Origin of the sequence: Pseudomonas allokribbensis, assembly GCF_014863605.1 — a bacterium.
In the GTDB taxonomy this organism is placed as follows: Bacteria; Pseudomonadota; Gammaproteobacteria; order Pseudomonadales; family Pseudomonadaceae; genus Aquipseudomonas; species Aquipseudomonas allokribbensis.
On sequence record NZ_CP062252.1, the window covers coordinates 2,159,478 to 2,170,654 of the forward strand.

An 11,177-nucleotide genomic window follows, 5' to 3' on the forward strand; every position below is an offset into this window, starting at 1 on the left:
CTCCAGCCGAATGCACTAGAGCGGTGCACAAACGGGGAGCTAGTATAGAGGCCATCATCGATCAATGGCGACAGGCGATTCGGCTTTTAAGGTAAGTTTTTCCGATTATTTCTCGACCGTTAGTCGAATGGACTTGTCGGAGACTTTACCGGATGTAGGACGTTTACCTTGAAAGGCGAGGCAATCGGCTCCACATTCAGCACAATCTTCGTTTTTCCTTGCGCGACATCGGTCGTTTGCGGTCTTTCTCGTGGGGCTCCGGTTTGTCCGCAGCGTCGCGAATCCAGAGGTGTTTATGTCTGAATTCCAGCTCGTCACCCGATTCGACCCAGCCGGCGATCAGCCTGAAGCCATTCGCCAGATGGTCGAGGGCATCGAAGCCGGGCTGGCGCACCAGACCCTGCTCGGTGTGACCGGCTCGGGCAAGACCTTCAGCATCGCCAACGTGATTGCCCAGGTACAGCGTCCGACCCTGGTGCTGGCGCCGAACAAGACCCTGGCGGCGCAGTTGTATGGCGAGTTCAAGTCATTCTTCCCGAACAACGCCGTCGAATACTTCGTTTCCTACTACGACTACTACCAGCCTGAAGCCTATGTGCCATCGTCCGACACCTTCATCGAGAAGGATGCGTCGATCAACGACCACATCGAGCAGATGCGTCTGTCGGCAACCAAGGCATTGCTGGAGCGCAAGGACGCGATCATCGTCACCACGGTGTCGTGCATCTACGGTCTGGGTAGCCCGGAAACCTATTTGAAAATGGTCTTGCACGTCGATCGCGGCGACAAGCTCGATCAGCGTGCGCTGGTGCGGCGCCTGGCCGACCTGCAATACACCCGCAATGACATGGATTTCGCCCGGGCCACGTTCCGTGTGCGCGGCGATGTAATCGACATCTACCCGGCGGAATCCGATCTCGAAGCGATCCGTATCGAGTTGTTCGATGACGAGGTGGAAAGCATTTCCGCGTTCGACCCGCTCACCGGTGAGGTCATCCGCAAGCTGCCGCGCTTCACCTTCTATCCGAAGAGCCACTACGTGACGCCCCGGGAAACCCTGCTCGACGCCATCGAGGGGATCAAGGTCGAGTTGCAGGAACGCCTGGAATACCTGCGCAACAACAACAAACTGGTTGAAGCCCAGCGTCTGGAGCAGCGCACCCGGTTCGACCTGGAGATGATCCTCGAACTCGGCTACTGCAACGGCATCGAAAACTACTCGCGTTACCTGTCCGGGCGCCCGGCCGGTGCGGCGCCGCCGACGCTCTACGATTACCTGCCGGCCGACGCCTTGCTGGTAATCGATGAATCCCACGTCAGCGTGCCGCAAGTCGGCGCGATGTATAAGGGCGACCGTTCGCGCAAGGAAACCCTGGTGGAATACGGCTTCCGTCTGCCGTCGGCGCTGGACAACCGGCCGATGCGGTTCGACGAGTGGGAAGGGGTGAGCCCGCAGACGATTTTTGTCTCGGCCACGCCCGGCAACTACGAAGCCGAGCACGCCGGGCGGGTGATCGAGCAAGTGGTGCGCCCGACCGGCCTGGTCGACCCGCAGGTCGAAGTGCGTCCGGCGCTGACCCAGGTCGACGATCTGCTTTCGGAAATCACCAAGCGTGTGGCGGTGGAGGAGCGAGTGCTGGTCACCACGCTGACCAAACGCATGGCCGAAGACTTGACCGATTACCTGGCCGATCACGGCGTGCGCGTGCGTTATCTGCACTCGGACATCGACACCGTTGAACGGGTCGAAATCATTCGCGACCTGCGCCTGGGCACCTTCGATGTGCTGGTGGGGATCAACCTGCTGCGTGAAGGCCTGGACATGCCGGAGGTCTCGCTGGTGGCGATCCTCGATGCGGACAAGGAAGGCTTCCTGCGTTCCGAGCGTTCACTGATCCAGACCATCGGTCGCGCGGCACGTAACCTCAATGGCCGGGCGATTCTCTACGCGGATCGCATGACCGGTTCGATGGAGCGTGCCATCGGCGAAACCGAGCGCCGTCGCGACAAGCAGATCGCCTTCAACCTGGCCAACGGCATCACACCGAAGGGCGTGTTCAAGGACGTCGCCGACATCATGGAAGGCGCCACCGTGCCCGGTTCGCGCAGCAAGAAGCGCAAAGGCATGGCCAAGGCCGCCGAAGAGAACGCCAAGTACGAAGCCGAACTGCGCTCGCCGAGCGAGATCACCAAGCGCATCCGCCAACTGGAAGAGAAGATGTACCAGTTGGCCCGCGACCTGGAATTCGAAGCGGCGGCGCAGATGCGCGACGAGATTGCCAAAATGCGCGAGCGATTGTTGGCGGTCTGACTGATCATTCCCGCGCTCTGCGTGGGAATGCAGCCTTGGACGCTCTGCGTCCACTCAAGGTTAGTGCGCCTCGCCGGCCTTCAGGCCGGCGGGCAGTTTCTTGGTCAGCAAGATCGCCAGCATGCTGATCCCCAGCGCAATCCCGACAAAACGAAACGCATCGTTGTAGGCCATGATCAGCGCCTGCTGATGAACGATCTCGCTCAATTTCCCCAGCGCCGCCGTGTCACTGCCGAAGCGATCGGCCATCGACGCCAGCCGTTCGGCCACCTGCGGATTGGTGGGTACCACTGCTTCACGCAGATAATCGAAGTAGGTCTTGGTGCGCGCGTCCAGCAGGGTGGCAAGCAGGGCAATACCGATGGCGCCACCGAGGTTGCGCAGGATGTTGAACAGACTCGATGCCGAGCCCGCGTCCTGCGGCAGGATGTACGCCGTGGCGATCAGCGAAATGGTCACCATGATCAGCGGTTGGCCGAGGGCGCGGATGATCTGGATCTGATTGAACTGCGGTCCGGCAAAGTCCGGGTTGAGCACGCCGGATGAAAAACTCGCCAGTCCGAACAGGCCGAAGCCGATCGTGCACAGCCATTTCGGCGATACGAACTTCATCAGTTTCGGCACCAGTGGAATCAGAAATAGCTGGGGAACGCCCATCCACATGATCACTTCGCCAATCTGCAAGGCGTTGTAATTCTGGATCTGCGCCAGGTACAGCGGCAGCAGATAGATCGAGCCGTACAGCCCGACCCCCATGCCAAGGCTGGAAATGCTTGACAGCCCGAAGTTGCGATTGCGCAGGATGCCGAGGTTGATCAGCGGATTGGGCTTGGAAATCTGCACGATGACGAAGGTGATCAGGCTCAACAGAGCGATGCTGCCCAGCGTCACGATCAGACTCGATTCCAGCCAGTCCTTGCGATGGCCTTCCTCAAGAAACACCTGCAGGCAACCGAGGCCAACGCCCAGCGTGAGAATGCCGGTGTAATCGGTGCTTTTCAGCAGTTCCCAGTGCGCTTCTTTTTTCTCCAGACCGTACATCAGCCCGGCGATCATGATCAGCCCCGGCGGAATGTTGATGTAGAAGATGTATTCCCAGCCCCAGTTCTCCGTGAGCCAGCCGCCGAGGGTCGGGCCGATGGACGGGGCGAAGGTGGCGGTCATGGCGAACATCGCCATGCCTTTGGCGCGGTGGTGTTCGGGAAGTTTGATCAGGGTCAGGGTGAAGGCCAGCGGGATCAGCGCGCCGCCGGTGAAACCCTGCATGGCGCGGAACACGATCATGCTGTCGAGGCTCCAGGCCATCGAGCACAGCAACGACGAAATCAGAAACCCCAGCGACACCCACACCGCCAGCCGCCGTGCCGAGAGCAACTGCACCAGCCATGCGGTCAGCGGGATCATGATGATTTCCGCCACCAGATAGGAGGTGGAAATCCACGAGCCTTCTTCCAGGGTCGCCGACAGGGCGCCCTGAATATCCTTGAGCGACGAGTTAGTGATCTGAATGTCGAGCACCGCCATGAACGCGCCGAGCATGACGCTCATCACCGCGATCCAGTCCCGCCGGGTCGGTTCGCCGACCGGGCGGATCAGTTGATCACCGGCCATTGTCTGGGGCGTCTTTGATATTCACGGTGGCGGTGACCGACATGCCCGGACGGATCTTGCCGTGCAGCGGGTTATCGGCCTTGAAGGTCAGCTTGACCGGAATCCGCTGTACGACCTTGGTGAAGTTGCCGGTGGCGTTGTCCGGCGGCAACAGGCTGAACTGTGCGCCGGAGGCGGCGAACAGGCTGTCGACCCGCGCTTCGATCGGCGTATCGCCATAAGCGTCGAAGACCAGTTCGGCCTTCTGGCCCGGCAGCATGTGGCCGATCTGGGTTTCCTTGAAGTTGGCCTGCACCCAGATGTCTTCGTCCGGAACGATCGACAACAAGTAAGCGCCGGCCTGCACGATTTGGCCATTGCGTGCGGCGCGCTGGCCGATCAGGCCGCTGATCGGCGCGTGGATTTCGCTGCGGGTCAGGTTCAGCTCGGCCTGGGCGAGGTCGGCGCGGGCGTTGGCGATCTGTGCGTCGAGGCGTTTGATTTCGGCGCTCAGCGCGTTGACTTGCTGGCGCTGGCTCTGTGCATCGGCCTGGGCCTTGGCCACTTGCGAGCGGGCGATATGGGCGTCGGCGGAGAGGGTGGTGACCCGCTCCTCGGAGACGTAGCCGGGTTTGCGCAGGGTTTCTGCCCGTGACAAATCGACCTGCGAGCGGCCGAGGGTGGCTTGCGTGGTTGCTACCTGTGCGTCGCTGGCAGCGATCAGGCTGGCTTGCTGGGTCAGTTTGCTCTGGGCTTGCAGGCGCTCGGCTTCGCGGGTGGCAAGGGCGGCGTTGGCACGATCGACCGCGAGACGGAAATCATCGCCTTCGAGGCGGACCAGCAACTGGCCTTTTTCCACATGCTGGTTGTCCTGCACCAGGACTTCGTCGATGCGTGCGCTCAGCTGGCTCGACACGCGGGTGATTTCACCCTGGACATAGGCGTTGTCGGTGCTTTCATAAAAGCGTCCCTTGAAAAACCAATGAGCAAAAAAGCCCCCGGCAATCAGCAGGACGAGCAGCAGGAAAATGAACAGGCGACGCTTGAGTTGGGCAGGCATGGGCAAACTGTAGTCGAGGAATTGTAAGGAAAGTTATCAGCAGGCGAATCTGGCATACAGCCGATGAACGGTAAATGCCGTCTGCTGATATTCAGCCATTCACCACGGCCAACGGGCGTTACAGACGCAAAGTTGGCTTAAATGCCCTGTCCGCTGGAGCGGGGCGGGTGTCGCCTGTTACCATTCGCCGCTTGATCGTTCTTTGCTTTTCATTCTTTTCGAGACATGCCATGACCACCGTCCGCACTCGCATCGCGCCATCGCCTACCGGGGATCCCCACGTAGGTACCGCTTACATCGCATTGTTCAACTACTGCTTTGCCAAGCAGCACGGCGGTGAGTTCATCCTGCGCATCGAAGACACCGATCAGTTGCGCTCGACCCGCGAGTCCGAACAGCAGATCTTCGACGCTCTGCGCTGGCTCGGTATCGACTGGAGCGAAGGCCCGGACGTCGGCGGCCCGCACGGTCCTTATCGTCAGAGCGAACGCGGCGACATCTATCAGAAGTACTGCCAGCAACTGGTCGATATGGGCCATGCCTTCCCGTGCTTCTGCACCGCCGAAGAGCTGGACCAGATGCGCGCCGAACAAATGGCTCGCGGCGAAACCCCGCGCTACGACGGCCGTGCGCTGTTGCTGTCCAAGGAAGAAGTCGCCCGTCGCCTGGCTGCGGGCGAGCCGCACGTGATCCGCATGAAAGTGCCGAGCGAAGGCGTGTGCGTTGTTCCCGACATGCTGCGTGGTGATGTCGAGATCCCGTGGGATCGCATGGACATGCAGGTACTGATGAAGACCGACGGTCTGCCGACGTACTTCCTGGCCAACGTGGTCGACGATCACCTGATGGGTATCACCCATGTGCTGCGCGGTGAAGAATGGCTGCCGTCGGCGCCGAAACTGATCCTGCTTTACGAATACTTCGGCTGGGAACAACCGGAGCTGTGCTACATGCCGCTGCTGCGTAACCCGGACAAGAGCAAGCTGTCCAAGCGCAAGAACCCGACCTCGGTGACGTTCTACGAGCGCATGGGCTTCATGCCGGAAGCCATGCTCAACTACCTGGGCCGCATGGGCTGGTCGATGCCGGACGAGCGCGAGAAGTTCTCGCTGCAGGAAATGGTCGACAACTTCGACCTCAAGCGTGTCTCGCTGGGCGGGCCGATTTTCGACATCGAGAAGCTGTCGTGGCTCAACGGCCAGTGGCTGCGTGATCTGCCGGTGGAAGAGTTCGCCGCTCGCGTACAGAAGTGGGCGTTCAACTCCGAATACATGATGAAGATCGCACCGCTGGTTCAGGGCCGCGTCGAGACGTTCAGCCAGGTTGCACCGCTGGGCGGTTTCTTCTTTGCCGGTGGCGTGAACCCGGATGCCAAGCTGTTCGAATCGAAAAAGCTCTCGGGTGATCAGGTTCGTCAACTGATGCAGTTGATCCTGTGGAAGCTCGAAAGCCTGCGTCAGTGGGAGAAGGACAGCATCACGGCGACGATTCAGGCAGTAGTCGAATCCCTCGAACTGAAACTGCGTGATGCGATGCCGTTGATGTTTGCCGCGATCACCGGTCAGGCGAGCTCGGTATCGGTGCTTGATGCGATGGAAATTCTCGGGCCGGACCTGACCCGTTTCCGTCTGCGCCAGGCGATTGACCTGCTGGGCGGCGTGTCGAAGAAAGAAAACAAAGAGTGGGAAAAGCTGTTGGGCGCTATCGCCTGATTGCGTTTGACTCTGCAGGACGCGCCGGAGGTCAGGATCTTTTGATCCCGTCCTTCGGCGTTTTCCCCCGAATTTACGGGGGGAGGGTGGTAAGTGATTGTTATGCCGACAAAAAATTTTGAAATTTTTCAAAAATAAGTTTGACAGCCTTTCGATACGCCCTTAAGATTCGCCCCGTCCTCAGCGATGACATCAACGATGAGGGGCTATAGCTCAGCTGGGAGAGCGCTTGCATGGCATGCAAGAGGTCGACGGTTCGATCCCGTCTAGCTCCACCAATTTACACTTCGAAGCCTGGCCACACCGGCTTCGAAGCGATCAACACTCAGCGTTGATCAGATGTATAGAAGGGTTTGCGTCCCCTTCGTCTAGTGGCCTAGGACACCGCCCTTTCACGGCGGTAACAGGGGTTCGAGTCCCCTAGGGGACGCCAGTTTTACAGAAGCGATGTTGCAAGATGTCGCTCCGCCGCGAGGCGAAAAATCCGGGGCTATAGCTCAGCTGGGAGAGCGCTTGCATGGCATGCAAGAGGTCGACGGTTCGATCCCGTCTAGCTCCACCAATTTACAGTTCAAGGTCTGGCCACACCGGCCTTGAATCGATCAGATCTCAGCACTGATCAGTTGTACAGAAGGTTTGTGTCCCCTTCGTCTAGTGGCCTAGGACACCGCCCTTTCACGGCGGTAACAGGGGTTCGAGTCCCCTAGGGGACGCCACGATTACCCGCTCTGCGGGATTTATAAGGGTCATTCAATTATTGAATGGCCCTTTTGTTTGTCTGGCGTTTGGCCAAATCTCCTTTTTCCTTAAACTGTGCTTCAGACCAGCGGTCATATTTTCGACTTGCAGAATATTATTATGAGAATAATATTCTAATCGTAATATTCGGAGGCAACGATGAACGACAAAAAAGCTCAAACCCGCGAACGCATCCTCAAGGCTGCCAGCGCCGCACTGATCCAGCGTGGCCCGGCCGAGCCGAGCGTGGGTGAAGTGATGGGCGCCGCCGGCCTGACTGTCGGTGGCTTCTATGCGCACTTTGAAAGCAAGGACGCCATGATGCTTGAGGCGTTCAAGCAGTTGCTGGGGCGTCGCCGAGACCTGATCGCCGACATGGACTCTGAATTGACCGGCGAAGAGCGTCGCGCCCTGGTGGCAGCGTTCTACCTGTCGCGCAAACACCGTGATTCCAGCGATTCGGCCTGCCCGATCCCGGCATCCATCGGTGAGCTGGGACGGCTGCCGGAAGAGTTCCGCATCGCGCTGAACGAGCACCTGGAGTTGATGATCGCGCAGTTGGCTTCAAGCCCTGAAGACATCGATAAAACGTTGGCCGACGTGGCCTTGATGGTGGGTGGTCTGGCGCTCTCAAGGGCGTTGGGGCCTGGTGATTTATCCGATCGATTGCTGCGCGCTGCCAAGTCGGCGGTGCGTTGACCTGAAGGCAACGAGCCTGAGGAGAGAGCGATGAGCACGTTGAAGTGGGTTCGCGGCGTTAATGGCACCTTGGGCTGGTTTGCACCGAAACTGGTGGCAAGCAAAATGCGGCTGGCATTCATGACCCCTCGCGCCAATGCGCCACGGGATTGGGAATTGCCGCTGCTGGCGAAATCCGAGCGGATCACTTTGCGTTTCGGCCTCTCCGCGCTGCGCTGGGGGCAAGGTCCGACGGTTCTGCTGATGCACGGTTGGGAAGGGCGTCCGACCCAATTTGCCGCGCTGATCACGGCGCTGGTCGAATCCGGCTACACCGTTGTCGCTCTCGACGGTCCGGCCCACGGTCGTTCGCCAGGGCGCGAAGCCAACGTCGTACTGTTTGCTCGGGCGATGCTCGAAGCCGCCGCTGAATTGCCTCCGCTGCAGGCCGTCATCGGCCATTCCATGGGCGGCGCCAGCGCCATGCTCGCGGTGCAATTGGGGTTGCGCACTGAAACCCTGGTCAGCATTGCCGCTCCGGCTCGCATTCTGGGCGTGTTGCGCGGGTTTGCCCGTTACGTCGGAATGCCGCCAAGAGCTCGTTCTGCCTTCATTCGGCAAGTCGAGCAGGATGTCGGCATGCGTGCCGCAACCCTCGATGTCGCCCACTATCAGCTGGATATGCCGGGCCTGATCGTGCACGCCGAAGACGACACCTTCGTCTCGGTCAAGGAATCCCAACTGATCCACGAATCCTGGTTCGACAGCCGACTGCTGCGCCTGGAAGCCGGCGGTCACCAGCGCGTGCTGGCCGACCCTCGGGTGATTGATGGCGTGTTATCACTGCTGGCCGGTCGCAGCCTTCAGGCGCGGCAATCGGCGTAGTCATCCGTTACACTGCCTCGGTTGAATCATTTGACCGGGAGTAGGGCATGGGCTGGGATCGGGCAACGCCGTTTACCATTGATCTGCAAGTGGGCGCCGAGGACATCGACGGGCTGGGGCACGCGAACAACGCGGTGTACGTCTCCTGGCTCGAACGTTGCGCCTGGCGCCACTCGCAGCGGCTGGGTCTGGATCTGGTCGAGTACCGTCGTCTGGATCGGGCGATGGCGGTGGTGCGGCACGAAATCGACTACCTGGCGGCCGCCTACGAAGGTGATGAACTGCAATTGGCGACCTGGATCGTCGATTGGGATCAGCGCCTGAAAATGACCCGTCACTTCCAGCTGATTCGCCCCAGCGACAACACCACGCTGCTGCGTGCCCAGACCACCTTTGTCTGCATCGAGCTGTCCACCGGCAGGCCCAAGCGCATGCCCGCCGAGTTCATCGAAGGCTACGGCCCGGCCATCCAGACAGCGGACATGGGTTTAACCCGCGAAACCCAGTAAACTGCCGCACGTTTTTCCTTGAGTGTGTGTTTCCCATGCAAATTGCTCTGGCGCCGATGGAAGGGTTGGTCGATGACATCCTGCGCGATGTCCTGACCCGTGTCGGCGGTATCGACTGGTGCGTGACCGAGTTCATCCGGGTCAACGACCAGTTGCTGACTCCGGCCTATTTCCACAAGTTCGGCCCTGAATTGCTCAACGGTGCCCGCACAGCTTCCGGCGTACCGTTGCGCGTGCAATTACTGGGTTCCGATCCGGTGTGCCTGGCGGAAAACGCTGCGCTGGCCTGCGAACTGGGCTCTGAAGTGATTGATCTGAACTTCGGCTGCCCGGCCAAGACCGTCAACAAGTCTCGTGGCGGTGCGGTGCTGCTCAAGGAGCCGGAGCTGCTCAACCAGATCGTCGAACACGTGCGGCGTGCCGTGCCGGCACATATTCCGGTTACCGCCAAGATGCGCCTCGGTTTCGATAGCCCGGACGGCTCGCTGGTCTGCGCCACGGCGCTGGCCGAAGGCGGCGCCGAGCATATTGTGGTTCACGCCCGGACCAAGATGGACGGCTACAAGCCACCGGCTCATTGGGAGTGGATTCCGCGCGTGCAGGACGTGGTCAAGGTGCCGGTGTTCGCCAACGGTGACATCTGGAGCGTCGAAGACTGGCGCCGCTGCCGGGAAATCAGCGGCGTCGAGGACATCATGCTCGGTCGCGGCCTGGTTTCGCGTCCGGATCTGGCCCGTCAGATCGCTGCCGCCCGTGCCGGCGAGGAAGTCGTCGAGATGACCTGGGCCGAGCTGCTGCCGCTGATCCAGGACTTCTGGCTGCAAGCCAAGGCGCAGATGACAGCGCGCCAATCCCCGGGCCGCTTGAAGCAATGGCTGGCGATGCTGACCCGCAATTATCCTGAGGCTACCGAGCTGTTCACCGTGTTGCGCCGAGAAACCGAGCCGGACCACGTCTCGCGTTTGCTGGGCTTGCCGGTCGCCGAAGCCGCCTGAAAAAATCTCCGAACAATCTCTTGAAAACAAAACGCAGGTCCCTATCTAAGGGTTACGCGATGCCGAATTCGGGTCGCGGAGACAAAAACCTTGCTGATTATTTTCAGGAGATTTGAACCATGAGTACTGCATTTTCCCTCGCGCCACTGTTCCGTTCCTCGGTAGGCTTCGACCGTTTCAACGACCTGTTCGAAACCGCCCTGCGCAACGAGCCAGGCAGCAGCTATCCGCCTTACAACGTCGAAAAACACGGTGACGATCAATACCGCATCGTCGTGGCGGCGGCCGGTTTCCAGGAAGAAGACCTGGAACTGCAAGTCGAGAAAGGCGTGCTGACCATCAGTGGCGGCAAGCGTGACGCGAACGAAGGCGTCACTTTCCTGCACCAGGGCATTGCCCAGCGTGCATTCAAGCTGTCCTTCCGCCTGGCCGATCACATCGAGATCAAGGCCGCCGGCCTGAGCAACGGCCTGCTGAGCATCGATCTGCTGCGTGTGATCCCGGAAGAAGCGAAAGCCAAACGCATCCCGATCAACGGGACGCAAAAGCCGGCGCTGCAACACTGATTCACTTGCAGAAACAAGTCGTCTGAACGGGCGATAAGCCGCTGAATGAAGGCCCCGATACGTCGGGGCCTTTTTTGTGGGCGCAGGAAAACTGCAGTTCGGCTTTGCCGCCAGCGACGGTTTCTCTACAATC

General features: G+C 60.0%; 9 protein-coding genes and 4 tRNA genes. 11 read left to right on the forward strand and 2 right to left on the reverse strand.

The window, feature by feature from the left end; translation table 11 throughout:
- Positions 1-295 precede the first annotated feature (295 nt).
- Positions 296-2,311 (forward strand): excinuclease ABC subunit UvrB, encoded by a 2,016-nt coding sequence (gene uvrB / locus IF199_RS09750; RefSeq protein WP_096821182.1) that lies wholly within the window; start codon positions 296-298, stop codon positions 2,309-2,311.
- Between the two features lie 60 nt (positions 2,312-2,371).
- Here the strand turns inward: uvrB and IF199_RS09755 are convergent, their stop codons facing one another.
- Positions 2,372-3,922: an MDR family MFS transporter gene (locus IF199_RS09755; protein WP_482082704.1), complete on the reverse strand. Its 1,551-nt coding sequence runs from the start codon at positions 3,920-3,922 to the stop codon at positions 2,372-2,374.
- Positions 3,912-4,961 (reverse strand): HlyD family secretion protein, encoded by a 1,050-nt coding sequence (locus tag IF199_RS09760; RefSeq protein WP_192560217.1) that lies wholly within the window; start codon positions 4,959-4,961, stop codon positions 3,912-3,914. The genes IF199_RS09755 and IF199_RS09760 overlap by 11 nt, the downstream gene beginning before the upstream one ends.
- Before the next feature lie 230 nt (positions 4,962-5,191).
- Between IF199_RS09760 and gltX the strand changes: the two genes are divergently transcribed.
- The 10 genes from gltX (at position 5,192) to IF199_RS09810 (ending at position 11,044) form a co-directional block, all read left to right on the forward strand.
- Entirely contained in the window at positions 5,192-6,673 is a 1,482-nt protein-coding gene (gltX, locus tag IF199_RS09765) for a glutamate--tRNA ligase (protein ID WP_102621977.1), read from the forward strand.
- 202 nt (positions 6,674-6,875) lie between these two features.
- Positions 6,876-6,951: transfer RNA gene (locus tag IF199_RS09770), tRNA-Ala, on the forward strand.
- A gap of 79 nt (positions 6,952-7,030) precedes the next feature.
- Positions 7,031-7,106: transfer RNA gene (locus tag IF199_RS09775), tRNA-Glu, on the forward strand.
- Between the two features lie 53 nt (positions 7,107-7,159).
- Positions 7,160-7,235, forward strand: a tRNA-Ala gene (locus IF199_RS09780).
- A 78-nt stretch (positions 7,236-7,313) separates the two neighbouring features.
- Positions 7,314-7,389, forward strand: a tRNA-Glu gene (locus IF199_RS09785).
- A gap of 181 nt (positions 7,390-7,570) precedes the next feature.
- On the forward strand, positions 7,571-8,110 hold the full coding sequence (locus IF199_RS09790; RefSeq protein ID WP_102621522.1) for a TetR/AcrR family transcriptional regulator: 540 nt from the start codon (positions 7,571-7,573) through the stop codon (positions 8,108-8,110).
- Between the two features lie 30 nt (positions 8,111-8,140).
- The gene (locus IF199_RS09795) at positions 8,141-8,974 is read left to right on the forward strand and encodes an alpha/beta fold hydrolase (RefSeq protein ID WP_085732470.1); all 834 of its coding nucleotides are present in this window, start codon (positions 8,141-8,143) and stop codon (positions 8,972-8,974) included.
- A 47-nt stretch (positions 8,975-9,021) separates the two neighbouring features.
- Entirely contained in the window at positions 9,022-9,483 is a 462-nt protein-coding gene (locus IF199_RS09800) for an acyl-CoA thioesterase (RefSeq protein ID WP_085732471.1), read from the forward strand.
- A 35-nt stretch (positions 9,484-9,518) separates the two neighbouring features.
- Positions 9,519-10,478, forward strand: coding sequence for a tRNA dihydrouridine synthase (locus IF199_RS09805; protein WP_102621523.1), 960 nt, complete (start codon positions 9,519-9,521; stop codon positions 10,476-10,478).
- A gap of 119 nt (positions 10,479-10,597) precedes the next feature.
- A complete protein-coding gene (locus tag IF199_RS09810; RefSeq protein WP_102621524.1) occupies positions 10,598-11,044 on the forward strand; it encodes an Hsp20 family protein in 447 nt (148 codons plus the stop codon).
- Positions 11,045-11,177: the final 133 nt, after the last annotated feature.

Excerpts from the sequence above, each read along its gene's own strand:
- uvrB (WP_096821182.1), top strand. The coding sequence starts at position 296 with ATGTCTGAATTCCAGCTCGTCACCCGATTCGACCCAGCCGGCGATCAG.
- IF199_RS09760 (WP_192560217.1), bottom strand. The coding sequence starts at position 4,961 with ATGCCTGCCCAACTCAAGCGTCGCCTGTTCATTTTCCTGCTGCTCGTC.
- IF199_RS09795 (WP_085732470.1), top strand. The coding sequence starts at position 8,141 with ATGAGCACGTTGAAGTGGGTTCGCGGCGTTAATGGCACCTTGGGCTGG.
- IF199_RS09805 (WP_102621523.1), top strand. The coding sequence starts at position 9,519 with ATGCAAATTGCTCTGGCGCCGATGGAAGGGTTGGTCGATGACATCCTG.
- IF199_RS09755 (WP_482082704.1), bottom strand. The coding sequence starts at position 3,922 with ATGGCCGGTGATCAACTGATCCGCCCGGTCGGCGAACCGACCCGGCGG.
- IF199_RS09790 (WP_102621522.1), top strand. The coding sequence starts at position 7,571 with ATGAACGACAAAAAAGCTCAAACCCGCGAACGCATCCTCAAGGCTGCC.
- IF199_RS09810 (WP_102621524.1), top strand. The coding sequence starts at position 10,598 with ATGAGTACTGCATTTTCCCTCGCGCCACTGTTCCGTTCCTCGGTAGGC.
- gltX (WP_102621977.1), top strand. The coding sequence starts at position 5,192 with ATGACCACCGTCCGCACTCGCATCGCGCCATCGCCTACCGGGGATCCC.
- IF199_RS09800 (WP_085732471.1), top strand. The coding sequence starts at position 9,022 with ATGGGCTGGGATCGGGCAACGCCGTTTACCATTGATCTGCAAGTGGGC.